This window comes from Cupriavidus pampae, from assembly GCF_914271485.1.
Taxonomy (GTDB): Bacteria; Pseudomonadota; Gammaproteobacteria; order Burkholderiales; family Burkholderiaceae; genus Cupriavidus; species Cupriavidus pampae.
This window is the reverse complement of the sequence record NZ_CAJZAG010000005.1, coordinates 84,051-109,789: the sequence shown is the minus strand read 5'-3', so window position 1 is coordinate 109,789 and position 25,739 is coordinate 84,051. Positions and strand designations below refer to the sequence as shown.

Here is a 25,739-nt window from a genome sequence, read left to right as displayed (position 1 = left end):
ATCCAATGAGGAAATCATGAATATGTCGCCCCAAACCATCCTTGATACGATCGGCAACACGTCCCTCCTGCAACTGCGTCACGTCGTGCCGTCCGACAGCGCACGAGTCTTCATCAAGCTGGAAAGCCAGAATCCGACCGGAAGCATGAAAGACCGCATTGCGCTGGCGATGATCGAAGCTCCCGAGCGAGATGGCCGGCTCAAGCCTGGCGGCGCTGTGGTCGAGTACACGGGTGGAAGCACCGGCGTGTCGCTGGCTTTGGTTTGCTCGGTCAAGGGTCACCCGCTCCACCTTGTATCGTCCGACGCGTTCTCGAGGGAGAAGCTCGACCACATGCGTCTGTTGGGCGCAAAACTGACAATCGTCCCTAGCGAGAATGGCAAGCAAACGGAGAAGCTGACCAAGGACATGATCCACGAAGCGCATCGCATCGCGGACGATATGGGGGCGTACATCACGGCACAGATGGAGAACACCGATCAGCTCGTCGCTTACACGGCGATGGCCGACGAAATCTGGAGTCAGACAGGGGGCCGCATTGACGGTTTTGTCGGCAGCGTTGGTACCGGTGCCTCGCTCCGCGGCATATCCGCCCGCTTGCGGGAGCTCGACCCGCGTATTCATTGCGTTGGCGTGGAGCCGGCCGAGTCGGCGGTCCTGTCAGGCGGCCCCACGGGCGCGCACAAGATCGACGGGATCGGGGCCGGCTATGTCGTGCCGCTCTGGCATGAGCGAATCGCCGACGAGCTGGAGCCGGTTTCCACAGACGAGGCGAGGGCCATGGCATTCCGCCTGGCCGGTGAAGAAGGCCTGTTTTGTGGGACATCCACCGGTGCGAACGTCAGCGCTGCGCTTCGTTTGGCAAAACGCCTGGGTCCCGAGGCTACCGTCGTGACAATCATGTGCGATACAGGAATGAAGTATCTGAAAACGTTCGCACAATCGCTGGACTAGCGTGGGACGCCGGTATGGGGCAGAAGGCTATTTCAGCCTTACCAGATGGTCCTTTTCGCCTTTCTTGATTTCGACGACTGTGTCCAGCGCCTTCAGCATTTCGCTGAAGCTCGTGAACCCATGGTCCTTCGTGGAGAACGTTGGATCCAACCGCTTGATCATGGGCCACACGCTCGCCTTATGAACCCAGGCGTCTCCCTTTGACTCGGCCAGCAGGCGGATGGCGCGACGGAGCATGTCGGCGCCGGGGCTCGGTAAGGGCGGGGCAACGTCACCGGTCGTCGTCGACGGCGTTTCTTCCTCGATCGGTTCGATCAAGCTGTCGTAGTAGCGGAACTCGTGGCACGACTTGGCCCAATGCCGGTTCGTGTTCTTGCGGTTGCCAATGCCGATAAGCGTGCGCCCTGCAGCTTTGATCTTCTGCGAGATCGGCATGAAATCGCTATCGCCACCGATGATGATGACGGTGCCGATATGGCCGAATCGGCCGATGTCTTCCGCGGCATCGAGGCATAGTTTGATATCGGCGCCGTTCTTGGCGGACGGGCCCGGCGGGAACAGTTGGATGAGTTCAACGGAGCCTTGCAGCAGGGCATCGCGATAGCGGCCGAAGAACTGCCAGTTGCAGTAGGCGCGGTTGATGGCGACCGTGCCAAAGGACGAGCACAACTCAACGAGGGCTTGCACATCGACCAACGGCTCCTGTGCCTTGAAGCGATTGTCTTGCTTGGCGTAGGCGCCTTCGCCGTACTTGGCCTCGACGAGTCCGGCGTGAAGGTTCTCAAAGTCCCAATAGATCGCAACGGAACGGCCGTTTCCGTTTTCCTCGTCGTTCAATTCGTGTTCTCTCAATAAAATGATGACTTGCTCTGTACTTTAGAAGCACCAACAACGTCGGTTACCTTATACCCCGACTCGACATAGCCAGCCCCGCCCTTGATCACACGACCATCAGGGAATTTGGCCTCGATGCTGTAGCCTCCTTCGCCGGCGATAAAAAAGCGAAAGTTCGTGCTCTCCCCTTGTTTCAGTGCAGGCAGTGAAACGGTGCTTGTGAACCGGCTCGAGGAGTGGGTGAGAGTCAACGCCGAGAGATCCTGGCCACTGTCGTTCTTGATCGTGATATGGGCGAGTGGTTGAAACCAGTGACGCGCCCCGGCAGTCAATGCCCCGCCGACAAAACCAATCGCGAGCAGCGTCAGGATTCCAAGGGTTTTGAGTGCGAGGCGCATGGTAGTTATCCGGTAGGCCTTGAATCGCGACGGGCGGGTCACCGAGCCGGGCTGGCTCGAGTCAATCGCTGCACGAGGATTGCGAGCCTAGCAAATTGCGGCTTGCTACTGGAAGGTCCGCAGTGGGGTGTTGGATGCCTGACACGGTGGCATCGGGTCGCATTTTCGAATATTGCGATTGTCGCTTGTTTCGAACATGATGGTGACCGACTCACCAGATTCAGGACCGACTATGCCCACCACTGCACTACCCAAGTTGACCTTGCCCACAGAGGGCGAGGTGAAGGCGGCCGTGCAAGGTCTGCGCACGCTGGCCGCCTGCTTGGCGACCCAATCCGAGACGCAGTACATCCGGATCATCGACGACCAAAAGAAGGTACATCGCGTGGAGTTGCCCACGTTGGCGCTGCGACTACTCGTCGACATCCTTGCGGAAGTGGCTGACGGTAACGCCGTACAGGTGGTACCTGTCCATGCGGAACTGACTACACAAGAGGCGGCGGACCTGCTCAACGTGTCCCGTCCCCATCTCATCAAATTGCTCGAAGATGGCGCGCTGGCGTTCCATCGGACTGGCAAGCACCGCCGGGTGAGATTCGCCGACTTGATGCAGTACAAGGAAGCGCGCGAGCAGGCCAGTGAGCAGGCGATGGCTGAGCTCGCGCAGCTGTCACAAGAGCTAGGAATGGGTGCTGTTGTTACTTAACGTGCAGGATGACGATTCCCTCCGAGATCGTTGGGGCACTTGCGCTAGTGCCTGCAGCGTTCTGTGCGATCCAATCTCTAGCCTTTTGGCTGCTTTCATCAACCCCCGTCTTGTCATTGCAAACGGTAACTGAGAAGCCAAACTCACCATCCTCGCTTCGGGCCAATGTGTAGCTAACAAAGCCTTGGACCGAGCGCATCATCGATTCGATCTCAGGAGTGCGCCTTTCCAATACATCGAAGAGTTCCTTCGCGCCAGCGCCCGAATATGCTCGTATTGCAGTGTGCATGATCTTTCACCCACTTTTGATGCCCGGTCCCTCACAGTTTTAGCGGCAAATTGAATAAATTCCAATGATTGGGGTGGTATTTCCGGGCACGAGGTTCTCCCCGGACGCATCGTCGGAAGTTGCAGCTATACAACTACCCCCACCGTTCGGGTATGGACGCCGGAAGGCACGCTGTTATTTTTGGTGCATCGCACGCCGGCCGCCAATGGCGACTTCAATTGGCGCCGGAAGAGAATAACAACGGAGACTGTTCGATGCTCTTCGCTGTTCGCTTCACTGACAAGCCAGAACAAACGACGCTACGCTTGGCGTTGATGGATGCCCATTTGCAATGGCTTCGGTGTCATCAGGGCAAGGTGCTAGCGGCGGGTTCGCTTCGACCTCAACCAGAGGCGGATGCAATCGGCGGCTTATGGATTGTTGAAGCCGCCGACAAGGCAGAGGTAGAGGCACTGTTGCAATCGGATCCGTTCTGGAGCGGAGGGCTACGGGAGGGCGTGGAGATTCTATCCTGGCATCGCGCCTTTCCCGAGCCCGTGATGATTTAATCCCGCGTGCTACTCCAGCCGCACGTTGGCGTCTCGCACCACCGTCCCCCATTTCTCGATCTCGCTGTCGACCAGCGTTGCGAACTTCGCAGGCGAGCTGCCGACCACCTCCACGCCTTGCTCGCGGAAGCGCTTGACGACGTCGGCTTCGGACAGCGATTTGGTGATCTCCTGATTCAGGCGCTGGACGATTTCCTTAGGTGTGCCCGCAGGGGCCTGGATGCCGAACCATACGTTCACCTCATAGCCGGGGACGCCCGATTCCGCGACGGTTGGCACGTCCGGTAGCAATGACGATCGTTGCTGTCCCGTTACCGCGATCGGCTTGAACTTGCCCGCACGGATCTGCGTGATCACGTTGGGCAGGTTGTCGAACAGCACGTCGATCTCGCCACCCAGCATCGCGACGACAGCTGGTCCGCTTCCCTTGTATGGGATATGCGTCAACTGCGTCCCCGTCATCTTCTCGAACAGCTCCATCGACAAATGGTTGGAAGAGCCGGAACCCGTGGAGCCGTAGTTGAGCTTGCCCGGGTGCTTCTTCGCGAATTCGACGATGTCCTTGACGGTCGCGAGGTTGAGGTCGTTGCGTGCGACGAGCACGTTCTGCGTGCTCGCGGCCCACACCACCGGCGTGAAGTCCTTCGTCGCGTTGTAGGGCAGCTTGGCGCCATACAGTGCGGGCAACGCCGCGAACGGCAGCGGGGTGATCAGCAGCGTGTAGCCATCGGGCGCGGACTTGGCCACCATCGAGTTGCCGATCAGCGTATTGCCGCCGGGACGGTTGTCGACCACCACCGATTGCTTCCATTTGGTGGTCAGTTTCTCGCCGACGGTGCGCGCGAGCGTGTCGTTGAAGCCGCCGGGCGTGTAGGGCACGACGATACGAATCGGCTTGTCGGGATAGCTGTCGGCTGCGGCGGCAAAGGCGCCGCTCCATACTGTCGTGCTCGCCGCGCCGGCCAGCGACGACAGCATCCATTTGCATGCGGTTCTGCGGTCAGGCATGTTTTGTCTCCTTCACCATCGTTTTTATATTGGTGGGCGTTCAGAACTTCACGACGTACCCCGGGCCGTCGATCAGCGGATACTGCTTGAACAGGTCCTCGTCCACCTCGACGCCAAGGCCCGGCGCTTCCGGCGGCACCACGCAGCCATCGCGACCGATCTCGAAGGTCTTGCCGAACATGTCGCGGAACGGATTGAAGTGCGACACGCACGCTTCGAAGTAGCCCGCGTTCTCGGTCGCCGCCAGGAAGTGCAGGGTCGCCGCATGGTTGAGCCCCGTAGCAGAGCTATGCGCATGGATCGGAATGCGGAACGCCGACGCCATGGCCGCGATACGCATGCCTTCCGTAATGCCACCGGTTTTCGAGAGATCGGGCTGCCAGACCTGCACGGCGCCTGCCTCCAGCAACTGCGCGAACTCGAAGCGCATGAAATGGTTTTCGCCCGCAGCGATCGGCACGATCGGCGTAATACGCGCGGCCTCGCGATACGATGCAAAGTCGTTGCAGGCAAACGGCTCCTCCAGCCAGCCGGCCTGAATCTCGGCCAGCACGGGTAGCACGCGGCGGGCATCGGCAATCGTATAGGCCGTATTGGCATCCGTCAGGATGTCGATGTCGTCGCCGACCACACGGCGGACGTGGCGCACGCGTTCGATGTCAGCCTTGACCGTATCGCCGATCCGTAACTTCACGGCCTTGTAGCCTTGCTCGATATACGACTGCGCTTCTTCGGCCAGCGATGCTGCCGGCTGATAGCCGAGGGCGATGCCACCCGCATACGCGGGAATCCGCCGACGGGATCCGCCGAGCAGCTTGTAGAGCGGCATGTTGGCCGCCTTGCCGCGGATATCCCAGAGCGCCATGTCGATACCCGAATGCGCGAGCGCCGCGCCCGCGCCCAATCCATGGCTCGAGAACTGCATGCGATGCACACGTTGCCAAGTGCCGACCACATCCGTGGCATCCATGCCGACCAGTAGCGGCTGCAGCGTGTTGTGGATCAGGCTGACGATGGCACCGGGGCTGCGTCCGGGATGCGATTCGCCATAGCCGACGATGCCTTCCGACGTCTCTACGCGAATAATGATCGCGTCGCGCTTGAGCGTGCTGCCCACGCCCATGGTGACGGTCTTGCCTTCCGGCAGGCGAAAGGACAGCGGAATGGCGGTAATGCGGGTGATCTTCATTGGGTTGTCTCCTTACTGGCGTTCTGAACGCCTTCGTTATGCGGATACCGCTTTGGCAATCTCGGCGCCCATGTCCTGGGTAGTGGCCTTGCCGCCGAGATCCGGCGTGAGGACACGATCGGAGTGGACGAGCACGGCTTCGATCGCGCGCATGATGGCCGCGGCGGCCTCGGGTTGTCCGAGGTGATCAAGCATCATTGCCGCCGACCAGATCTGGCCGATGGGGTTGGCGATGCCTTTTCCGGCGATGTCTGGCGCGGAGCCATGCACGGGCTCGAACATCGATGGATACTTCCGCTCCGGATTGATATTGGCGCCAGGCGCCACCGCGATGGTGCCGGTGACGCCGGGCCCGAGGTCGGAGAGGATGTCGCCGAACAGATTGGAGCCCACCACCACATCGAAGCGCTCGGGCGACATCGCGAAGCGCGCGGCGAGGATGTCGATGTGGTACTGGTCGGTACGTGCCTCGGGATACTCGGCGGCGATGGCCGCGAAGCGCTCGTCCCAGAACGGCATCGAATGGAAGATGCCGTTGGATTTGGTCGCAGATGTCACATGATTGCGGCCGAGCTTGCGGGCGAGCTCGAACGCATAGCGCATGATGCGATCCGTTCCGCGGCGCGTGAAGATCGCCTCCTGCGTGACGAACTCATGCTCGGTGCCCGCGAACATGCGCCCGCCCACCTGCGAGTACTCGCCCTCGGTGTTCTCGCGCACGATCCAGAAATCGATATCGCCGGGCTTCTTGTTGGCAAGCGGGCAGGGCACGCCCGGCAGCAGCCGGACGGGGCGAAGATTCACGTACTGATCGAACTCGCGGCGAATCGGGATCAGCAGATTCCACAGTGACACGTGGTCGGGCACGCCCGGAAAGCCGACCGCGCCGAGGAAGATCGCATCGGAGTCCCGCAGACGTTCGATGCCATCGGGCGGCATCATGCTGCCCTGCGCGTGATAGCGCGCGCAGCTCCAATCGTAGCTCGTGAACTCCAGCTGAAAGCCGAACTTCGCGCTGACGGCTTTCAATACGCGGATGCCTTCCGGTACTACTTCGTTGCCGATACCGTCACCGGGAATGACGGCGATCTTGTATTGCTGGTTGGTGATCATGTTGGCGTCCCGCCGGTCAGTGAGTAGAGGCCGGCTGCGCCAGCAATGCAACGAGTTCGGGCACGGTGCCGGTGGCGCGTTGATCGTATGCGTCCGCGTAGGTCTCGCGAATCGCTGACGCCGTCGCGTGGCTGGCGCCGAGTTCGCTCGCCATCGTGTCGTAGTACGTCATGTCCTTCAGCGCGTTTGAAATGGTGAAGCGGAACCCCGAACTGTCGCCGCGCTCGATAAATGGACGCAGACGTTCGAGGATCACGCCCGCGCCGCCGCCCTTTGCCAATACGTCAACGAGGACCTCGGGATTGACGTCCGCGCGCGCGGCACATGCAGCCGCTTCGGCGAGCACCGCGGAGAAACCCAGCGATACGAAGTTATGCAGCAGCTTGAGTCGATGCCCGGCACCGACCGGACCGGCGAACGTAATGTTCTCGGCAAAGCTCTGCAGCAATGGCAGGCACTCACGGTAGAGCGCAGCATCGCCGCCAACGATCAGGTTCAGCCGCCCCTCGGCCGCTTCCTTCGGCGTGCGCGTCATAGGTGCATCCAGGAACTTACCGCCGGCGCCATGGACTGCCGCCGCGATACGTTCGGTCGACGATGGAATCGCCGTGGAGCAGTCGATCACCACCGTGCCGGGTCGCAGCGCGCTCAGCAAGCCATCCTTGCTGAAGAGCACGTCCTCCACCTCGGGCGTTCCAGTCACGCACAGGATGATGATGTCGGCCTGCTGCGCCAGGGCAGAAATCGTTGACACCTGACTGGCGCCCGCGTTGAGCAAGTTGTCGACCGGCTGATTGCCCGGGTGCGCGAGAACGACCAGTGGATAGCCATGCTTCGCGACGTTCGATGCGATGCCATGGCCCATCATGCCAATGCCGATCATGCCTATTGTTTTCATATTTCTGTCTCCGTTATTCAGCGTGCGGCCAGACCGCCCGCGCAGATGTACTTGACCTCGATGTAGTCCTCGATGCCGTACTTGGATCCCTCGCGGCCAATGCCTGACTCCTTGACGCCGCCAAAGGGTGCGACCTCCGTGGAGATCAGGCCTTCGTTCAGCCCGACGATGCCGCACTCGAGTGCTTCCGCCACGCGCCACGAGCGTGCGTAGTCGGTGGTGTAGAAGTACGCGGCCAGCCCAAAGGGCGTGTCATTCGCCATCGCCACGCCTTCGGCCTCGGTCTTGAAGTGGATGAGCGGCGCCACCGGGCCGAACGTCTCTTCGTTCATCAGCTTGGCCTGCGGCGACACGTCGGTGAGAATCGTCGGCTCGAAGAAGCGGCCGCCGAGTTTGTGGGCATGGCCGCCCGTGAATACGCGGGCGCCCAGTGCCACCGCGTCCTCGATGTGCTCGCGCACCTTGTCGACAGCGGCGTCGTCGATCAGCGGACCAAGATCGATACCCGGCGCCATGCCGTCGCCCACGGCCTGCGCTTCCACGGCGACCCTGAGTTTCTCCGCGAAGGCATCGTAGATGCCGTCCTGCACGAAGATGCGGTTGGCACAGACGCAGGTCTGGCCGGCATTGCGGAACTTGGAAGCCATCACGCCCGCTACCGCGGCATCCAGATCGGCATCGTCGAAGATCAGGAACGGCGCGTTGCCGCCCAGTTCCATCGACACCTTCTTCACCGTGCCCGCGCATTGTTCGAGGAGGGTCTTGCCAACCTCCGTGGAGCCCGTGAACGACAGCTTGCGCACGACGCGGCTTGCCGTGAGCACGCCGCCCACGACGGATGCGGAGCCGGTTACCACATTGAGTACGCCATCGGGAATGCCCGCTTCCTTCGCCAGCACGGCGAGCGCCAGCGCCGAGAACGGCGTGGCCGAGGCGGGCTTGATGACGATCGTGCAGCCAGCGGCCAACGCAGCGCCTGCCTTACGGGTGATCATCGCGTTGGGAAAATTCCATGGCGTGATGGCCGCCACCACGCCGACGGGTTGCTTGATCACGACGATGCGGCGATCCGACGAAGGGGCCGGGATGATGTCGCCATAGACGCGTCGCGCCTCTTCCGAGAACCATTCGAGGAAGCCCGACCCATAGGCGATCTCGCCGCGCGATTCCTTGAGCGGCTTGCCTTGCTCGAGCGTGAGGATGGTCGCGAGGTCTTCCTGATTGGCCATGCAAAGGTCGAACCATCGCCGCAGCAGCCGGCTGCGGTCACGCGCGCTGGTGGCGCGCCATGCGGGCAGTGCTTTGTCCGCAGCGGCAATGGCGGCCTCCACATCGGCGGCGGTCATGCGGGGCACGCTGCCGATCGACTTGCCGTTGGCTGGATTGGTGACGGGGACCACTTCGCCATCTGTGGCATCGACCCATTGGCCATTCACATGGCATTGCTGGCGGAACAGGGAAGCATTCTGAATCTGCATGAAAGAGGCTCCGATGGTTGTGTCGGGAGAAAAGCGTGGAGGGGTGTCAGGTAATCAGGTTGGCCGGACGCTCGCCGCGGCGTAGTGCCGCCAGTCCGTCGATCAGCAGCCAACCCATTGCGTTGCGGGTTTCTTCGGTGGCGCTGCCGATATGCGGGCTCAGAAACACGTTGTCGAGCTCGCGATAGCGCGGGTCGATATCGGGTTCGTTGGCAAAGACATCGAGCCCGGCCGCAAAGACGTGGCCGGTCTTCAACGCGTCGATCAGCGCGTCGTCGTTGACGATATCGCCGCGAGAGATATTCACGACCACAGCGCCGCGCGGCAGCGCGCGGAGGTGCGCCGCGTCGAGTGCGCCCTTCAGTTGAGGAGAGCCTGGCGCCGCCACCATCAGCATGTCGCTGTGCTGGCACAGGTTCTCGAGCGAGGGATGAAAGGTTGCGCCCTCCGCCAGATCGGGCGTCAGGGCGGAGCGGTTGTGATAGTGGATCTGCATGCCGAATGCGCGGGCACGCGTGGCGATCGCCCGGCCGATGCGGCCCATGCCGAAGATGCCGAGTCGCTTGCCGACGAGACCCTTGCCTAGCAACTGAGTGGGTGCCCAGCCGCGCCACTGCGCGCTGCGCACCATGACATCCGCTTCGAAGCCGCGCCGGGCGGCATTGAGCAGCAGCATCAGCGCGACTTCCGCGCAGGCATCGCTGAGGACATCGGGCGTGTGCAGGACTTCGATCCCAAGCTCGCGTGCGGTGGCAAGGTCGATATGGTCGTGTCCGACTGACAGGGTGGCCACGGTTTTCAAGGTCGGTGACAACTGCCGGAGCAGTTCACCGTCGATCCGTTCCGTGGCGGTGACGAACAGGACGGTGGCGCCCCTGGCGTGATCGGCGATGGCTGTGGAACTGAGCAGCGCGTCGCTTTCGTTCAGATTGACGGTGAAGCGCGCCTGCATCGCGGCTTCCACGTCGGGTGGCATCCGCCTGCAGACGTATGCGATTTCCAACTGTGTGGTGTGACTTACCGACCTCATTGACGCTGTCTCCTGTGGTCTATTGCCTACCAGCAATCTGCGTACGTAAGTTGTATTACAAATTCATCGTATCAATGTGTCAAGCAAATTTGTTCGCGATGCTATGATTCGGTCCATGCGCGGTCCGTACGGCACCGCGAAAGGAACAGCAAAGGAACACCGATGGAGCAGCGGTTACAGGACGTACGTGACATCAAGGGCGGGAACGAGCCCACGCTCGCGGATCGGGTCACGGAGCTTTTATCCGGACAGATCCGCAAGGGGACCTATCCCGTGAACGCGCGATTACCGACGGAGAAATTCATGACCGAGCAGTTCGGCGTGAGTCGGACCGTGATTCGGGAAGCGATCTCGCGACTGAAGTCGGAAGGGCTGGTGGAAAGCCGGCAGGGCAGCGGGACGGTTGTCCTCGACCCGACAAGTGCCGAAGTGTTTCGGCTGGGCCGCGTTAGTGGCAACCCCGCGAACCCCGCCAACCCCGCGCTGGGCGTGATCCGCATTCTCGAGCTACGCCGCGGCATCGAAGCCGAGATGGCCGCACTGGCTGCCGTGCGGCGCAGTGAGGAGGAGCTGGCGGAGATCCGGGAGGCCCTACGCGCAATCGATCGTGCGGTGGAGGCGGGCGGCGATGGTGTGGAGGAAGATCTCGCGTTCCATATCGCCGTGTCGCGGGCGACAGGCAATCCGCATTACACGGAGCTGTTGGGCATGCTCACACGATCGCTGCGGGATGCGATTCGTCTGACGCGCGGCAATGAATCCCGCCGCAGCGACCTGACCGCGCAGGTGAGGAAGGAACACGCGGAGATTTGCGCCGCCATCGAGGCACAGGACGCCCCGCGCGCCAGGGAGGCGGCGTTCCTTCACATGCGCAATACCGAGGAACGCATCTCCGCGGCGGAGCGCGATTTCTGGACCGGCGATAGCCGGACCGCGGCGCAACGCCTTGCGGGCGCGGATCTGGCTACCGTGTTGCGGAGAGCGGCGGGGTCAGCGGACGAACGTTAAACGGCGGGCATGAGCGCTTTCATATTGCATCGCTCATTGCACCGCTCATGGGATGGCTCATGGTACGGAGAAGGTCGCATTGAAGATCAACACCATGATCAAGCCCACCACGGCCACGATCGATTGCACCACCGAGATGGTCTTGGTGGCTTCGCCCATGGTCATGCCGAACGACTCCTTGACCATCCAGAAGCCCGCGTGGTTCGCATAGTTGAAGAACAGCGAACCGCAGCCAATGGACAGGGCCAGCAACGGCAGATTCAGTGTGGGATCGGCACCCGCCAGCGGCGCGAGCAGCCCGGCGGCACCAACAATGCCCACGGTGGCCGAGCCAGTGGAGACTGACAGCAGCATGGCGATCAGCCAGCCCAGAATCAGCGGCGGAAAGGCCAGCTGCTGGGTCAGATGCACGATGGCATCGCCGACCTTGGCACTGGTCAGCATTTGCTGGAAGGCGCCGCCGCCCGCGATGATCATGATGATCGATGCAATCGGCTTGAGACTCGCGCCCAGTGCGTCGCGCAGCTTCTCTGCATCGCCGCCACGTGCGAGGACCAGCGCCACAATCGCGAACAACACGCCCAGCAGCATGGCGATAAGCGGATTGCCGAGGAAGCTGGCCACATGCAGTGCCGGCGAGCCCTTCGGCAGCAGCATTTCGGCGATGGCGTGAACCAGCATCAGGATCGCGGGCAGCAAGGCCGCCAGCACGCCGAGCCCGACCCCGGGGCGTGGGCCTGCGTTGGCCTTCTCGGTGAGCGTGAACTGGTCCAGTAGCGCCTGATCGGGTTTGGTGCTCATGCGCGGTGAAATAAAGGCGCCGTAGAGCGGGCCGCCCAGAATCATGGCCGGAATGGCCGCCAGAAAGCCATACAACATGGTGGGACCCACCGCAGTCTTGAGCGTGGCGATCGCCGTGAGCGGGCCGGGATGGGGCGGCACCATGCCATGCATGGCGGCCAGCGCGGAGATCACGGGAACGCCGACGTACACGTAGGTCGAGCCCTTGAAACGACCGTGACTCTCCAGCTTGCGCGCCACGCTGAAGATCAGCGGCAGCATGACCACCAGACCCACTTCGAAGAACATGGGAATGCCCACCACGAAGGACACCAGCGTCATGGCCCACGGGATCATCCGATCCGAGGCGCGTCGCAGAATGGCCTCGGCGATCTGCTCCGTGATGCCCGCATCGGCCAGGATTTTGCCCAGCATGGCGCCCAGCGCGATGACGACGCCCACCGCGCCCAAGGTCTTGCCCGCGCCGTCGATCAGGTGTTTGACGATATTGCCCGGCTCCATCCCGGTGGCAAAGCCCACCCCAACGGACACGACCAGCAAGGCCAGAAGGGGATGCATCTTGATGCGCGACACGATCAGCGCGACCAGTACCAGCACGCTGAACAAGGCGGTCAGCAGCAGCTGTATATCGAGAGGGGTCATGAGTAATTCTTGCTCGGGCGGGGGTGACAGACGGACTCGAAGTTTATGGCATTGCGCCAGATTGGGTGTAATGCGACCGTTCCATTAGAATCACAACCGCCATTCACATCGCGACGCAACGCACGCATTCATGAGCAAGAGGCTGACCAGCATCGATATCGCCCGCCTGGCGGGGGTGTCCCAGACCACGGTGTCCCGCGTGCTGCAGGATCTGCCGTCGGTCAAGCCCGAGACGAAAGCACGCGTCCTCAAGGTGATTCAGGATCAGGAATACTCGCCAAGCGCGGCCGCGCGGCAGATGAAGACGCGTCGTAGCGGCACCGTCGCGGTGGTAGTGGCCAGCCTGTCGAACCCGTTGTATCCGTTGTTGCTGCAACTGCTGGTGGAGCGGCTCGCCAGCCGGGGTTTTCGCACCACGGTCTGGGAGGTGGACGGCACGATGGATGAGGCCACCGTGCGCGCGCTCGCGGAAAGCGCAACGGATGGGGTGATCTTTGCCGCGGCCTTGGACGAGTCCCGCGAAATGCTGAGCCGCGTCGCCGCGGAAAAACCCATCATCCTGATCAACCGCTCTGTCGGTACGGACCTCTTCGACACCATCGTCAGCGACAACTACGCCGGCGGTCGTCGCGTGGCCGAGTATTTCCTGTCCGCGGGCCGGGCCTGTATTGGTTTGATCTCCGCTACCTCGAGCCGCGGTTCCAAGGCGAGCACGATTCGCGAGCGCGAACGCGGCTTTGTCGAAGGGCTGGGCGATCTGTCGCGCAGCAGCGCGTTCGTGCGTGCCGATGCCACCGACTTCGGCTACGAATACGGCATGCGCGCGATGCAGACGCTGCTCGCCGAGCGCCCGGAGCTCGATGCCGTGTTCTGCACCAACGATATCGTGGCGATCGGCGTCCTCGATGCGGCGAAGCGAATGGGCAAGCAGGTCCCTGGCAATCTCTGGATCGTCGGCTATGACGACATCCCGATGTCGCGATGGGATTGCATCGGCCTGAGCACTGTGCAACAGCCGCTGCCGGCAATGGTCGAGCAGGTGGTCGATCGCCTGGAGCGGCGCATGGCGACGCCGGGGCTCGCGCCCCACACGTTCGTGCTGCCGAACGATCTGGTGCTGCGCCGCACAACGTCCTGAGGTTGGCAGCGTCGTTTTTTTCTATACAATGACTACGTAACCATTTTTGGTGGATGAGCGTGAAAATGCCAGTCTAGTCTGGTGTCACGCATTTTTGTGGAGACAAAATGACTACGTATTCACTGGGCGTGATCCCCGAGCCGGCTCGGTCCACGTCCGTGTTCCGCGCCGCCGACGTCTGCGTGGTGGGCGGAGGCGCCGCTGGCGTGGCGGCCGCGGTTGCAGCAGCGCGCGCGGGCGCCAAGGTCTTGCTGCTCGAGCGCGAGGGTTTTCTCGGCGGCACGCTGACCTCGGTCAGCCTCGGCAGCATCTGCGGCCTGTATGCGGTGACCGAGACCAAGGTCACGCAGATCGTCAGCGGCTTCTGCGACGAGGTTATCCAGCGACTGCGCGAGCTTGACGGTTTGGGCGAGCCGACCCGCTGGCTTGAGACCGCGTCGCTACCATACGACCTGTTCGCCATGAAGGTGGCCCTCGACCAGCTGATTCAGGAAGCCAAGGTCGAGGTGCTGTTTCACGCGATGGTGGTTGGCGTGTCAATGAACGATCGCGCCGTGGATGCGGTGCTGATCGAAACCAAGGAAGGGCGCCTGGCCATCCGCGCCAAGGCGTTTATCGACTGCTCGGGCGACGCCGATCTCGTGAATTTTGCGGGCGCGCCGTGCGAGATCTCCGAGGGCGATCTGCAGTTTCCGACGACTATGGTGCGGTTCGGAGGCGTCGACACCGACGCGCTCGCAAGCCTGAGCCGCCCCGCGCTGCGCGAACGGCTGGAGCAGGCCGTGGCCGATGGCTATGAACTGCCGCGTACCGCCGGTGGCGTGTTTGCGGAGCGTCCCGGCCTTGCGCATCTGAACATCACAAAGGTGGCGGTGGATGGCAAGTCGCCGAATCCCTTCGACCTCAGCGTGATGTCACGCGCGGAGATCGCCGGGCGCGAACAGGTATGCACGTACCTGAAGGCGTTCCGCAACTACGTACCGGGTTTCGCGTCCGCATTCGTAATGGATACCGGCGCGGTTATCGGCATCCGTGAAAGCCGACGTACGGTGGGCAGCTACGTGCTGACCGATCGCGATGTGTTGGAGGGCGCGCGCTTCGACGATGCCATCGCGTGCTGCGCATGGCCGATGGAAGACCACGCCGCGGGCCGGGCCACCAAGTGGATCTGGCTGCCGCCTGGCACGTATTTCCAGATTCCGCTGCGTTCGCTGCTGCTGGAAGACTTCGACAACCTGATGGTCGCGGGCCGCTGTGCATCGGCGACGCACGGCGCGCAAGCCTCCATCCGCGTGACCGCGCAGTGCTTCGCCATGGGCGAGGCGGCTGGCCACACCGCCGCCGCCGCGGTCGCGCGCAAGACCAGCGTTCATCAAATTCCTGCCGCGGATATCCAGCTGAAGCTGGAAGACAACGGCGCATTCCTTGGAGCCCTGCAATGACTTCCCCCAAATACCGTAGCAATTTCACGCCGGGCACCACGCGCTGGGCACTGCGCAAGGCGCAATGGCAGGCGCTGGGCCTGAGCGATGCGGATCTCGACAAGCCGAAGATCGCGGTGGTCAACACTTCGTCGGAACTGTCGAGCTGCTTCAGTCATCTCGATGGTGTCTCGGCGCACGTCAAGGCGGCGATCCGTGCGGCGGGCGGCGTGCCCTTCGAGGTCCGTACCGCGGCACCCAGCGACTTCATCACCAGTGCGGGCAAGCAGGGCCGCTACATCCTGCCGTCGCGCGATCTGATCGTGAACGACATCGAAGTGCAGGTCGAAGGTGCGCAGCTCGATGGCATGGTTTGCCTGGCGTCGTGCGACAAGACCACGCCGGGACAGATGATGGCGGCGGCGCGACTGGATATCCCGACGCTCGTCGTGATCTGCGGCTATCAGGCCAGTGGTCAGTACAAGGGCGAGCACGTCGATATCGAAGATGTGTTCGAGAAGGTGGGGATGCACGTGACCGGCCAGCTGTCGTTAGAAGACCTCGACGGCATGTGCAAGCGCGCGGTGCGCAGTCCGGGCGTTTGCGCCGGTCTCGGCACCGCGAACTCGATGCATATCGTGTGCGAAGCGCTGGGTTTGACGCTGCCCGGCGCCAGCCCGGTGCTGGCCAATTCGCCGGAGATGGTCGAGCAGGCACGCGCCGCCGGTGCGCGCATCGTCGAGATGGTCAATGAGGGGCTGAACCCACGCAGCATTTTGACCCCTGCGGCGTTCCGCAACGCGGTTCGCGTCGCGCTGGCGCTGTCGACTTCGATCAATGTATTGCGTCACCTGCAAGGCGTGGCGGAAGAGGCCGGCACGGATGTCGATCTTTACGATCTGTTCGATCGCCTGGGGCGCGAGGTGCCGCTGCTGGCGACGGTCAAGCCCAATGGTCCGCATCGCACCGAGGAACTCGAGGCAGCAGGCGGTACGCTGGCCACCATCAAACGGCTGGCACCGATGATCGAGCAGGGCTGCATGACGGTGTCCGGAAAAACCTGGCAGACAATTCTGGATGCGTATGATGCGCCGTCGCCGTCCATCATCCGCACGCTCGACGATCCGATTTCGACCAAGCCATCGCTCGTCATCCTCAGGGGATCGCTGGCACCAGAGGGCAGCATTCTCAAACTTGGCAATGCGGGCGAGAAGGCGGAAAACTTCCGCGGCAAGGCGATGGTTTTCCATTCGCAGGAAGAGGCGATTGCGGCATTGGCCGATGGCCGGATCACGGAGGGGACCGTGGCGTGTCTGCGCGGGATGGGCCCGATCGGTGGCCCGGGTGTGGCGCTCGCATCGTCGTTCGTGGCGGCGGTGGAAGGCGCCGGCTTTAACGGCAAGGTGGCGGTCGTGACCGATGGCCAGCTCTCGGGCCTGAATCGCGGTGTTGCGGTGGGGCAGGTATGCCCCGAGGCCGCCGCCGGTGGTCCGCTCGCGCTCGTGAAAGATGGCGATGAGATCGAGATCGATATTCCGGGCCGGCAGATCAACCTGCTGATTGCAGAAAGCGAGATGGCCACGCGCCGCGCCGAAGCGACGCCGATTGTGGGCGCCACGGAGCAGGGCTGGCTCAACATCTATAGCAAGACGGTCAAGCCGCTCGCCCGAGGCGCGGTGCTGATTCCCATCCAACCTCGGTAAACCTATAACTGGAGGAGACAACCCCATGAAAACAATCATTCAAACTTCCTGGCGACTGCTGATCGGCGCAACGGTGCTGGTCTCGGGCGTGGCGGCGGCCGCCTATCCGGACAAGCCGGTGCGCATCGTGGTGCCATATCCCCCGGGCGGCGCGTCCGATACGACGGCGCGCGTGTTGAGCGAGAAGCTGAAGGACGTCACCGGTGGCACCTTTGTGGTGGAGAACCGGCCCGGTGCCAATGGCAACATCGCGGCGGAACTCGTCGCCAAGTCGCCTGCCGACGGCTACACGCTGCTGATGGCCAACGTCGGTCCGAATGCAATCAGCCAGACGATTTATCCGCGCCTCAGCTACAACGTCAACACGAGCTTCGCGCCGATCGGTCAGACCACTACCGTGCCCATCGTGCTGGTGGCCGGCCCCAAGGTGCAGGCGAACGATATCAAGGCGCTGGTGGCCGAGGTGAAGGCGAACCCGGGCAAATACACGTTCGCATCCGCGGGCAATGGCTCGTCGAATCATCTGGTCGGCGAGATGTTCAAGTCCGGACTGAAGCTGGACATGATGCACGTGCCCTACAAGGGCGATGGTCCGGCGATGACCGATGTCATGGCCGGCCAAGTGTCGATGATGTTCACCACGGCAGTGGCCGCGCGTCCGTATGTGACCGGCGGCAAGCTCAAGCTGATCGCGGTGGCCAGCAAGAAGCGCGTGCCGGCGTTTCCAAATACGCCCACGATCGACGAGTCCGTGCTGAAGGGGTTTGATGCGTCGTCATGGGGCGGGCTGGTCGCGCCGGCCGGAACGCCGCCCGAGATCGTCAAGCAGCTGAACGCGGCGTTGATCAAAGTGCTGGCAATGCCCGAGGTCACCAGCAAGCTGTCGACGCTGGGTGCGGAAGTGGTAGCGACCAAATCGGACGAGTTTGCCAGTTACATCAAGAGCGAAACGGACAAGTGGGGTGCGGTCGCGAAGGCGGCTAACGTGGTCGCGGACTGAGCATCGTCCGACCCGGATCGCATTGGCTTCCGCTGGCAACGCGATCCGGGATTGCAGACTATTTCCATCTGATCTGCATGCTTTTGAATCGGTCTCCGACTTTCGGATGAGTCCGGCGTATGCTGCCGTGCACTATGCTTTCCGCTGGGTTCCTGTGACGCTCCGGGTGCCTCGATTCTGGGGATCGCGATGGCACGTCAATTGGTACTCTGTATCGACGGGACGAACAATCGGTTCAGCAATCGACCGACCAATATCGTCCGGATTCGCCGGCTGCTGCCAAATGCATGCAGCGACGTATTGCCGTACTACGACCAGGGCGTCGGGACGTTCGGGCTGAAGGAGACGCTGTTCGAATGGCAGAAGGTGCCGGCCCGCGTGGCCGGTCTTGCATTCGGATGGGGACTGAAGCAGAACGTCGGCAATGCCTATCGGTTTCTCGTCGAAAATTATCAGGACGGCGACGAAATCTTTTTATTCGGTTTCTCGCGAGGGGCGTATGCGGTTCGCGCGCTAGCCGCGCTGGTGGCCGCGGCGGGATTGCTGGCACGGCATGAAGCGCATCTGTTCGATCATGCGTGGTCGCTGCTGGTGACACGCGAGACGCAGCACACGGAAAGCGAAGGACCGGACTTTTCGTTGATGCACGCGTTCCGCGACACGTTCGGGCGGCGCGTGCCGATCCGCTTTCTCGGACTCTTCGACACCGTCAAGTCCGTGGGCTGGATCTACGATCCAGTCGTCATTCCCTACACCACCAACAATCCCATCGTGCAGTCCGTCAGGCATGCCGTATCGATCGACGAGCGGCGCTGCTTCTTTCGCCAGCATCTATGGGGTAACAAGCCGGGTCCCGACGTCAAGGAAGTGTGGTTCCCGGGCGTGCACTCGGACATCGGCGGCGGCTATGCTGCAAATGATGCGGACCTCGCCCTGATCGCGCTGCGCTGGATGCTCGGCGAGGCCGCGCATGCGGGGCTGCGTCTCTCGTGGGAGCGCGTGCCGGAAGCATTCGCGCCGCTACCTGCGGACGAACTGTCCGCCACCGCGCCGATGCACGATTCGATGACGTCCGCGTGGAAGGTAGCGGAATGGGTACCACGTCGCATATGGAATGGTATCGATCAGCACAGGGAATGGGCGATCGGCGCCATGCCGCCATTTGGCGCGCCACGACCGCGAGTGGTGCCGCCCAATGTGTGCCTGCATCGTTCGGTGCAGACGCGGCTCAAGGGTCTGCCGGACTACCGTCCGGCCAACCTGCGCGGGCTCGAGGTGCCTTACTGCATTGCCGACGATCTGCCGTTGCCGGGCGATATCCCCCATCTGCTTGAGGTGTGTGACGTACCGAGTGACATACCGAGCGACCCACCGGGCGACATACCGCCAGGCGATGGGACCGAAAGGATCGACGATCGTGTCACATCCGATTCTTGATCACCACCTGTACCGACGGGACTTGCCGGAAGCCGGCGAGCTAGAGAACCAGTTGCGGCACAAGTTCTTCGATGCTGCCGCAACCAGAAACGTTCTGAACCGCGCGGGTCTCGACCCGGTGAATATCAACTGGGATCGACCGGCCACGTCGTTCTGGGCGGAGATCCTCGACTTCGCCGCCGGGAATCATGCATTGGATGCGTTGCTGACGGCGGCGGACCAGTCATTGGACCCGCCGCCCAAGCATGCGGATCTGCGCGCGGCGATCGACAGGGTGCGGCAGTATCAGGCCATCGGCGCACCCGGCGTGCCGATGCGCGTGCTGCTTAGCGGCGATCGCCCATTCCTTGGCCGCGCCATGCTGCGCGGGCTGATGCCCGAGCTTGCCAACTGGGACTCCAACGCGGCGATTCTCGTGGTACGGGGCAACGCGGACTCCGGTCGCACCGAAACGCAGTTCCTGCTGGCCGAAGATCGTGATCGCCAGAGCGAACGCATCGTGCTGTTGCACGAAGACCTGCCGCTGCAGTCGACGCTGCTGTCGATCTGGCGCGAAGCCGGCGTGCCGGGCACCGTGCCGCGCATCGATGCCGACGCACTGTCGACCGAGACCGCGCTGTTCATCGATTTCTGGACTGAGGTCAAGGTGGCCCTCGACGACCATGATCGACGGCTATGGGCTCTGTTCGACGATCTCGACAAGGGCCCGGATCGCAAGCTGGTGCAACAGCTCGCGGAGGTGCTAGCGGTGCGGTTGCGGGACAAGGGATTCCAGCAGCGTTTCCGGCTTGTGCTGCTCGGCTATCCCGCGGACAACCTGCCTGCCAAGGTGCCGGGCGCGCTGGTCCGCAACGACCAGACCGAAATGCTCGACGACACGCACGTCCGCGCGTTTCTCACGCAATGCATGAAGGCGAAGGGTAAGGCGTTCGATGCGGGCTGGGACGAAGAGACCGCCAGGAAGATCTGCGCGCAGGCGCAGGACCGGACCACGCCCGAGCGGCCCTTCCTCGAGTCCCTGAACAATGAGTTGAATGCCTGGTACCGGGGGCTCTGATGGAACGTCCTGTACTGGCGATGAGTTCGGTGGATGCCCAGCGCTTCTTCGCGTTGGGACGGTCGATGCTCGATGTAGTGGTGCGCGTGCAGATGCCATCCGCCATCTTCAACGGGGTGCGGATCACATCGGAACTGGTGGTGTCGCTGCGCGGCGAGCTTGACGTGCGCGCCGCGCCGGTGTTGATCGCGGGAGAGGTGGTGGAGGTGGCGTGGACGGGCGAGGAGGGCGTTACGCTGTTTCGCACGGCGCGTGGCCAGGGCGCGCTGCCCGATCTGTCGCTGGGCCGGATCGCGGGCAATCTGCTGCTGCTATGGATCAATCCCGCCGATGAAGTCCAGGTGGCGTTTGGGCGGGCGCTGGGCGATACCCAGCACGACGTGCCGACTGCGCCCGGCGCGATGGGCGCGCCGCTGTTCGACGACGAATGGGGGCTGGTCGGCCTGCATGCTTCCACGAACGCATACGGTGTAGGCGGGTTGGTCTCGTTGGCGCGTGTGCTGCGGCAGCTCGAGGAAGCGCCGTGTTGGGATGAAGTCGCCGCCGTGCACAGGCTGGTACGCACGACACCGCCCACCCAGCACGTGGACGAGCAACCTGATGCAATCCCGACGCTTGCGCAGGCACTGCGCTGGACGCCCGACGATCATTTGCCCACGCGCGCACGCCGCCGCGCTTTTGTCGGAAAAACGATAGATGAACTGCGTGCGGCCCGTGGCGCGGAGCCTGCCATCACCGTGGAGCAGCGAGCCGTCGATCGCATTCTCGCGGGGCCACCTTACGCGATGGACACCATCGCCGACGATATCCTGCTGCCCTTTGCCACGGCGGTACGCTGGTTTCGTCACGGAGGATCGTTGCCGCTGCCCGATGACGCCACGCTGGCGCGCGAGATCGGCAGGCGCCGCCAGGCCTCGGCGCTGACCGCGATCGTTGGCTCGCGTTTTGCCGGACGCGATGACGAACTGGCGCATCTACACAAGTGGCTCGATGACCGCGATCGACGGCCGATGGTCATACGCGGCCCCGGTGGTATCGGCAAGTCGGCGTTGCTGGCCTGCTTTGCCATGTCATGCGCGGAGAATCAAAGGCGCGTCGCATGGCTCGACTTCGACCGGCCCGATGTATCCGCCGACGAGGCCAGTATCGCTGCCATCGTCGATGAGCAACTGAGCTGGCAACACGAGGCAGGCACGTTGCTGCTCGTACTCGATTCGTTCGAGACCGCGGTGCAGACCTATGGCTATAGCCAGCTCAACCCCGCGCTGGATGCGCTGGCGCGGCGGTTCGACGATCTGGCGGTAGTCGTCGGGTCACGCGCGCCAGTGCCATTGCTGCAGTTGGAGGGAGACCCGGCGCAGGAGTGGGAACTGCCGGGGCTACCGCCGGAAGCGGTGACGCAGTGGCTCGTCGAGGAGGGCATCGCGCCTGCCATCGCCGAACGGGTCGTATCGCTGATCAATGGCGTGCCGTTGAACATGAAGCTGGCGCGTGCCCTGCTCGCGGGAAAGGACGAGCAGGAGGCCAATGAACTGGCGCAGGCTCTGCCCAATCATCTGATCACCGGCTATCTGTACCGACGCATCCTGAGCCGCTTGAGTGACGACTCGCTGCGACAGCACGCCAAATGGGCCATGGTGCCGCGACGCCTGACGCCGGAGTTGCTGCGGCGGATCGCCGATGTGGATCAGGCCGAAGGGCAGTGGCTGTTCGAGGGGCTGCGCGACGAGTTCACGCTATTCGATGGCGCCGCGGTGCTCTCCATTCGCGCCGATCTGCGCAATACGCTGCTGCCTCTGCTGGAAAGCGACAACGCGACGCGTGTGCGCGAGATCGACGAGCTCGCCGCTGCTTACTGGATGGAGCAGGCATCTGATGACCTCGCCGCCGCCGAGGCCGTCTATCACAATCTGCGGCTGGGACGCTTCGCCGAAGCCGAGCAGTTGTGGCGCGACGAGCTCGCACGTCGGCTGGGTGGCTACACAATGGAGGAAGTGCCCGCCAGCGCGCAGACCTGGCTGGAAGTTCGCGCGACGCGGGTGGTTGCCGATCAGACCAGCGCGAGCCTGGCGAGCTACGGCAAGCTCGACGAAGCGCGCGCGGCGCTGCACGGGCACTCGACGGTAGTGGGCACGTTGAGTCAGGAGCGACGCACGCGCCGGCTGAACGAGCTGGCCGCATCGTCCGGACTATCCACACTGTCGGTACCGAGCAGCGGCAGCGAGGCGCCCGCCAATGCGTCCACGATGGAAGCGGCCGTCATCGCCAACGCACGTCCCGTGATTCGCGCGCGCGACGGCGATATCGATAGCGCATCGCCCTATGCGGAGCGGCTCTCCGCCAATCGACCTCAACTGCAACATGCGATTCGCGCGACGGGTCGCATCGTTTTGAACGACAAGGTCATTGGCACGGCCACCTTGATCAGCAAACGGGGTCTGCTGGTGACCACGCGCGCCGTGGTGGACCATTTTGCGGTGGGCATCGGCCGCGAGGTACAGGTCGTACCGGACAAGGCGCCGTGGCTCGATATGCATGGTGAAGCGCCGCGGCCAGGCTTGCCGCAGCACCCCGTGACGCGCGTGGTGCTTATCCACCCGTTCTGGAATATCGCCATCGTCGAGGTGACATCGCTGGATGGGCAGATTCCACTGTCTCTCGCGACGCGCGAGCCGGAAGCAGGGACGGCCGTGGCGGTGATGGGGCATCCGTCGCGGGCGGAGCAGGAGCAGGCATTGGCGGCCGCGATGTTTGAGGATGAATACGACGTCAAGCGCATCATGCCGGGCACTTACATGGGGCGGCAGGCCGAGCTGAGTTTTGGCCGTACGGTCAGCGCGGGCACGGACGATGCGCTGGCGATCAGCCCGGATGACGGCGCCGCCGTCATCGACCCGGAGACGGGCCAGTTGTTGGGCGTGCGCTTCTCGTGGGTGTTTTTGCGCGTCGCCAAGTTCGTGCCGATGTGGGAGCTTGCGCGCGATCCGCTGCTCGCCGAGATCGGCGTGCGGATGGCCGGCGAGGCCGAACCGGACGCGCCATGGCTCAGCGCGTGGGAAGCCACCGGCAATGCCCGGCATGTGTTGCTGGACGCCTATCTGGCGCGCTCGGCGGGCGATCTCGCGCGTGCGCTGGCGCTACTGGACCTGTTCCGGGGCGACGATCAGCCATTGGCGTTGCGGATCGACAGCGCATTGCTGCGCGCCGCGTGCCTGTTGGTCTCCGATCCCATGGCCGCGGCGGAGACACTGCATGCGCTGGTGACTGACGTCGCGGCGACGTCCGAACTCCCGAATCATGATGTCGATGCCATCGTTGCCACGCGCCTGCGACTTGCCGTGGACGCCGAAGCGGAGATGGATCTGCTGGAGTGCATGCGCGTGGAGCCGTTGGCGGTTGGCCTGGTGAAGCGCGACTATTTCCGGGTGGTCGAGCCGCCTGCGGCGCGGTTGCCGTGGGGGCGCGATATTGGACGTGGTGAGGGACGCGGTGCCGTCAGTAACCAGGCGACTCAGGCAGCGATACGCGTGATCGATGCCGCCAAACGTTGCGTGGAATTGCAGCCGTGGATCGAGCGATATGGTCGCCGGCTTGCCGCGACGGCACTCTCTGAAAGGCCGCTGCCGGAAGCCCGCGAGCTCGCGGGGGCCTTCGTCGCGTACTCGCCGGAGCTTGCCGCTGGCGTCACGCGCTTCCTGCTCGGCCGACTGCCACTGGCGCCACACCCGACGCTCGGCTGGCAACCGCTGGTGCGACCATTGGCGCTGATGTTCCTGGGGACCATCGGCGAGTTGCCCGCGGATATCGAAAGCAACCAGGGGCTGGCGGCATGGCTCGATGAGAATGCCAGAACCGGTGGCCTCGACGACTATCTGGTCAGACTGCTGGGCCCGGGTTCCGAGGTCGCATGGCAGGCCGGCTTGCTGCACCTCTCGTCGGATCTGCCAATCGAGAGCGTCCTGAGGCGCCGCTTCATTACGGAGAGTGCCAGATGAGCAATCTGTTCTCATCGCCATTCGGTTACCCATGGTCGGATCCGGTTGCGCGCGAACTGCACAAGCGGCTGGTCAATACATTCTTCGAGTCGCTCGAGGTGCGCAATCTCGTGCGCAAGGCCGATGCGCCCAACTGGCTCAATATCAATTGGGACAAGGCGCCCAATGCCATCTGGATTCAGGTGCTGGACCTCGCCAGCAGCGAAGGGGCGTTGCAGCAATTGCTGACGTACATCGTTGACACGGAGCGCGTGGCGCCGCCGTTGTCGGCATTTATCCGGGCATTGCTCGACGACAGGCGGCCTGCGCTGGACGCCCGGCCCGGTGACCAGAATGCGCCCGACTTCGCGGGCGATGTGTCCAAGGACGAAGCGCTGCTGTTCGGCGACGACCTTAGCGAATCGGTCGGCGATATTCCCGCGCTGATCGAAGCCGTGCAGCGAGTGATGGCGTGGCGGACGACGGTTTGTTGCCTGACGGTGACCGCGCATGACGGTTCGATGTGGAAGGGCACCGGCACGCTGCTTACGGGCAATCGCGTGCTGACCAATCACCACGTGCTGTTCCCGCAAAAGCAGGTTTGCTCGGGGGCTGTGATCGAGTTCGGCTTTGAACGCGACGGCGCGGGGCAGATGGTGGCGTCCCACGCGTTGAATGGCGATGTTGCGTCGATCCGCAGCGATGCGGCGGACGACTGGGCCGTCATCAGCATTGCCGCGCCGCCGCCGGAGATCCGTGCCTTGGATCTGGCGACGGATACGGCTACCGCCACGGCCATGCAACGTGCCTTCATCCTGCAGCATCCCGATGGGCAGCCGAAGCGGCTGGCATTCGTGCGCAATCGCATCACGGCGGTTGCCGATCGGCGGCTGCAATACCTGACCGACACGCGCGGTGGGTCATCCGGCGCGCCGGTGTTCAACGAGCAAGGCCAGCTGGTGGGGATTCATCGCGCGGGTGGCGTGCCGCAGAAGCTCGCGGGTGCGGATCCGCTGAAGAAGAACGAAGGCGTGCGGATCGACGCGATCAGAGCAGGGATTTTGCAAACCTAGCTTTCTGGCAGAACCTTTTTGGCAAAAGCGCAGGGGGAC

22 protein-coding genes are annotated in these 25,739 nt (G+C 63.1%); 12 read left to right on the top strand and 10 right to left on the bottom strand.

The genetic code is table 11. The features are described from left to right. Positions 1-16: 16 nt before the first annotated feature. The gene (locus tag LDO41_RS13570) at positions 17-955 is read left to right on the top strand and encodes a PLP-dependent cysteine synthase family protein (RefSeq protein ID WP_223988916.1); all 939 of its coding nucleotides are present in this window, start codon (positions 17-19) and stop codon (positions 953-955) included. A gap of 27 nt (positions 956-982) precedes the next feature. Here the strand turns inward: LDO41_RS13570 and LDO41_RS13565 are convergent, their stop codons facing one another. After that, positions 983-1,792 (bottom strand): NYN domain-containing protein, encoded by an 810-nt coding sequence (locus tag LDO41_RS13565; protein ID WP_223988914.1) that lies wholly within the window; start codon positions 1,790-1,792, stop codon positions 983-985. Between the two features lie 11 nt (positions 1,793-1,803). Then, a complete protein-coding gene (locus LDO41_RS13560) occupies positions 1,804-2,187 on the bottom strand; it encodes a hypothetical protein (RefSeq protein WP_223988913.1) in 384 nt (127 codons plus the stop codon). A gap of 232 nt (positions 2,188-2,419) precedes the next feature. Between LDO41_RS13560 and LDO41_RS13555 the strand changes: the two genes are divergently transcribed. Next, the gene (locus tag LDO41_RS13555) at positions 2,420-2,893 is read left to right on the top strand and encodes a helix-turn-helix domain-containing protein (RefSeq protein ID WP_223988911.1); all 474 of its coding nucleotides are present in this window, start codon (positions 2,420-2,422) and stop codon (positions 2,891-2,893) included. Here the strand turns inward: LDO41_RS13555 and LDO41_RS13550 are convergent. After that, on the bottom strand, positions 2,886-3,182 hold the full coding sequence (locus tag LDO41_RS13550; protein WP_223988909.1) for a hypothetical protein: 297 nt from the start codon (positions 3,180-3,182) through the stop codon (positions 2,886-2,888). The two genes, LDO41_RS13555 and LDO41_RS13550, sit on opposite strands and share 8 nt — an antisense overlap. 254 nt (positions 3,183-3,436) lie before the next feature. On the opposite strand from LDO41_RS13550, the gene LDO41_RS13545 reads away from it, so the two are divergent. Beyond that, complete coding sequence (locus LDO41_RS13545; protein ID WP_223988907.1) at positions 3,437-3,730, top strand: YciI family protein; 294 nt, start codon at positions 3,437-3,439, stop codon at positions 3,728-3,730. 9 nt (positions 3,731-3,739) lie between these two features. On the opposite strand, the gene LDO41_RS13540 is transcribed toward LDO41_RS13545, so the two are convergent. From LDO41_RS13540 to LDO41_RS13515, 6 genes are read right to left on the bottom strand one after another with little or no spacing between them, the layout of a single operon-like run. Further along, positions 3,740-4,738: a tripartite tricarboxylate transporter substrate binding protein gene (locus tag LDO41_RS13540; RefSeq protein ID WP_223988905.1), complete on the bottom strand. Its 999-nt coding sequence runs from the start codon at positions 4,736-4,738 to the stop codon at positions 3,740-3,742. Positions 4,739-4,778: 40 nt separating this feature from the next. Beyond that, positions 4,779-5,927 (bottom strand): mandelate racemase/muconate lactonizing enzyme family protein, encoded by a 1,149-nt coding sequence (locus LDO41_RS13535; RefSeq protein ID WP_223988903.1) that lies wholly within the window; start codon positions 5,925-5,927, stop codon positions 4,779-4,781. Positions 5,928-5,963: 36 nt separating this feature from the next. Next, positions 5,964-7,040 carry a tartrate dehydrogenase gene (locus LDO41_RS13530; RefSeq protein ID WP_223988901.1) on the bottom strand — a complete coding sequence of 359 codons (1,077 nt, stop codon included), beginning with the start codon at positions 7,038-7,040 and terminating at the stop codon, positions 5,964-5,966. A 16-nt stretch (positions 7,041-7,056) separates the two neighbouring features. Continuing rightward, positions 7,057-7,959, bottom strand: coding sequence for an NAD(P)-dependent oxidoreductase (locus LDO41_RS13525; RefSeq protein WP_223989610.1), 903 nt, complete (start codon positions 7,957-7,959; stop codon positions 7,057-7,059). Further along, positions 7,956-9,416, bottom strand: coding sequence for an NAD-dependent succinate-semialdehyde dehydrogenase (locus LDO41_RS13520; protein WP_223988899.1), 1,461 nt, complete (start codon positions 9,414-9,416; stop codon positions 7,956-7,958). The genes LDO41_RS13525 and LDO41_RS13520 overlap by 4 nt, the downstream gene beginning before the upstream one ends. A 46-nt stretch (positions 9,417-9,462) precedes the next feature. Next, positions 9,463-10,446, bottom strand: a complete 984-nt coding sequence (locus LDO41_RS13515; protein WP_223988897.1) for a 2-hydroxyacid dehydrogenase — start codon at positions 10,444-10,446, stop codon at positions 9,463-9,465. 162 nt (positions 10,447-10,608) lie between these two features. On the opposite strand from LDO41_RS13515, the gene LDO41_RS13510 reads away from it, so the two are divergent. Then, positions 10,609-11,454 carry a FadR/GntR family transcriptional regulator gene (locus tag LDO41_RS13510; protein ID WP_223988895.1) on the top strand — a complete coding sequence of 282 codons (846 nt, stop codon included), beginning with the start codon at positions 10,609-10,611 and terminating at the stop codon, positions 11,452-11,454. 57 nt (positions 11,455-11,511) lie between these two features. On the opposite strand, the gene LDO41_RS13505 is transcribed toward LDO41_RS13510, so the two are convergent. Next, on the bottom strand, positions 11,512-12,897 hold the full coding sequence (locus tag LDO41_RS13505) for a GntT/GntP/DsdX family permease (protein ID WP_223988893.1): 1,386 nt from the start codon (positions 12,895-12,897) through the stop codon (positions 11,512-11,514). A 130-nt stretch (positions 12,898-13,027) separates the two neighbouring features. On the opposite strand from LDO41_RS13505, the gene LDO41_RS13500 reads away from it, so the two are divergent. From LDO41_RS13500 to LDO41_RS13465, 8 genes are all read left to right on the top strand, one after another. Then, the gene (locus LDO41_RS13500; protein WP_223988891.1) at positions 13,028-14,035 is read left to right on the top strand and encodes a LacI family DNA-binding transcriptional regulator; all 1,008 of its coding nucleotides are present in this window, start codon (positions 13,028-13,030) and stop codon (positions 14,033-14,035) included. 107 nt (positions 14,036-14,142) lie between these two features. Then, a complete protein-coding gene (locus tag LDO41_RS13495) occupies positions 14,143-15,477 on the top strand; it encodes an FAD-dependent oxidoreductase (RefSeq protein ID WP_290370885.1) in 1,335 nt (444 codons plus the stop codon). Further along, on the top strand, positions 15,474-17,159 hold the full coding sequence (gene ilvD, locus LDO41_RS13490) for a dihydroxy-acid dehydratase (RefSeq protein ID WP_223988890.1): 1,686 nt from the start codon (positions 15,474-15,476) through the stop codon (positions 17,157-17,159). Before LDO41_RS13495 ends, ilvD begins: the two co-directional genes overlap by 4 nt. A gap of 25 nt (positions 17,160-17,184) precedes the next feature. After that, positions 17,185-18,159, top strand: a complete 975-nt coding sequence (locus tag LDO41_RS13485) for a Bug family tripartite tricarboxylate transporter substrate binding protein (RefSeq protein ID WP_223988888.1) — start codon at positions 17,185-17,187, stop codon at positions 18,157-18,159. Between the two features lie 189 nt (positions 18,160-18,348). Then, positions 18,349-19,596 (top strand): DUF2235 domain-containing protein, encoded by a 1,248-nt coding sequence (locus tag LDO41_RS13480; protein WP_223988885.1) that lies wholly within the window; start codon positions 18,349-18,351, stop codon positions 19,594-19,596. Beyond that, entirely contained in the window at positions 19,577-20,653 is a 1,077-nt protein-coding gene (locus tag LDO41_RS13475; protein WP_223988883.1) for an effector-associated domain EAD1-containing protein, read from the top strand. The genes LDO41_RS13480 and LDO41_RS13475 overlap by 20 nt, the downstream gene beginning before the upstream one ends. After that, positions 20,653-24,648, top strand: coding sequence for an ATP-binding protein (locus tag LDO41_RS13470; protein WP_223988881.1), 3,996 nt, complete (start codon positions 20,653-20,655; stop codon positions 24,646-24,648). The genes LDO41_RS13475 and LDO41_RS13470 overlap by 1 nt, the downstream gene beginning before the upstream one ends. Further along, positions 24,645-25,700 carry a trypsin-like peptidase domain-containing protein gene (locus LDO41_RS13465; protein WP_223988879.1) on the top strand — a complete coding sequence of 352 codons (1,056 nt, stop codon included), beginning with the start codon at positions 24,645-24,647 and terminating at the stop codon, positions 25,698-25,700. The genes LDO41_RS13470 and LDO41_RS13465 overlap by 4 nt, the downstream gene beginning before the upstream one ends. Positions 25,701-25,739 lie beyond the last annotated feature (39 nt).

Excerpts from the sequence above, each read along its gene's own strand:
- LDO41_RS13570 (WP_223988916.1), top strand. The coding sequence starts at position 17 with ATGAATATGTCGCCCCAAACCATCCTTGATACGATCGGCAACACGTCC.
- LDO41_RS13560 (WP_223988913.1), bottom strand. The coding sequence starts at position 2,187 with ATGCGCCTCGCACTCAAAACCCTTGGAATCCTGACGCTGCTCGCGATT.
- LDO41_RS13555 (WP_223988911.1), top strand. The coding sequence starts at position 2,420 with ATGCCCACCACTGCACTACCCAAGTTGACCTTGCCCACAGAGGGCGAG.
- LDO41_RS13550 (WP_223988909.1), bottom strand. The coding sequence starts at position 3,182 with ATGCACACTGCAATACGAGCATATTCGGGCGCTGGCGCGAAGGAACTC.
- LDO41_RS13545 (WP_223988907.1), top strand. The coding sequence starts at position 3,437 with ATGCTCTTCGCTGTTCGCTTCACTGACAAGCCAGAACAAACGACGCTA.
- LDO41_RS13540 (WP_223988905.1), bottom strand. The coding sequence starts at position 4,738 with ATGCCTGACCGCAGAACCGCATGCAAATGGATGCTGTCGTCGCTGGCC.
- LDO41_RS13535 (WP_223988903.1), bottom strand. The coding sequence starts at position 5,927 with ATGAAGATCACCCGCATTACCGCCATTCCGCTGTCCTTTCGCCTGCCG.
- LDO41_RS13530 (WP_223988901.1), bottom strand. The coding sequence starts at position 7,040 with ATGATCACCAACCAGCAATACAAGATCGCCGTCATTCCCGGTGACGGT.
- LDO41_RS13520 (WP_223988899.1), bottom strand. The coding sequence starts at position 9,416 with ATGCAGATTCAGAATGCTTCCCTGTTCCGCCAGCAATGCCATGTGAAT.
- LDO41_RS13515 (WP_223988897.1), bottom strand. The coding sequence starts at position 10,446 with ATGAGGTCGGTAAGTCACACCACACAGTTGGAAATCGCATACGTCTGC.
- LDO41_RS13510 (WP_223988895.1), top strand. The coding sequence starts at position 10,609 with ATGGAGCAGCGGTTACAGGACGTACGTGACATCAAGGGCGGGAACGAG.
- LDO41_RS13505 (WP_223988893.1), bottom strand. The coding sequence starts at position 12,897 with ATGACCCCTCTCGATATACAGCTGCTGCTGACCGCCTTGTTCAGCGTG.
- LDO41_RS13500 (WP_223988891.1), top strand. The coding sequence starts at position 13,028 with ATGAGCAAGAGGCTGACCAGCATCGATATCGCCCGCCTGGCGGGGGTG.
- LDO41_RS13495 (WP_290370885.1), top strand. The coding sequence starts at position 14,143 with ATGACTACGTATTCACTGGGCGTGATCCCCGAGCCGGCTCGGTCCACG.
- ilvD (WP_223988890.1), top strand. The coding sequence starts at position 15,474 with ATGACTTCCCCCAAATACCGTAGCAATTTCACGCCGGGCACCACGCGC.
- LDO41_RS13485 (WP_223988888.1), top strand. The coding sequence starts at position 17,185 with ATGAAAACAATCATTCAAACTTCCTGGCGACTGCTGATCGGCGCAACG.
- LDO41_RS13480 (WP_223988885.1), top strand. The coding sequence starts at position 18,349 with ATGGCACGTCAATTGGTACTCTGTATCGACGGGACGAACAATCGGTTC.
- LDO41_RS13470 (WP_223988881.1), top strand. The coding sequence starts at position 20,653 with ATGGAACGTCCTGTACTGGCGATGAGTTCGGTGGATGCCCAGCGCTTC.
- LDO41_RS13465 (WP_223988879.1), top strand. The coding sequence starts at position 24,645 with ATGAGCAATCTGTTCTCATCGCCATTCGGTTACCCATGGTCGGATCCG.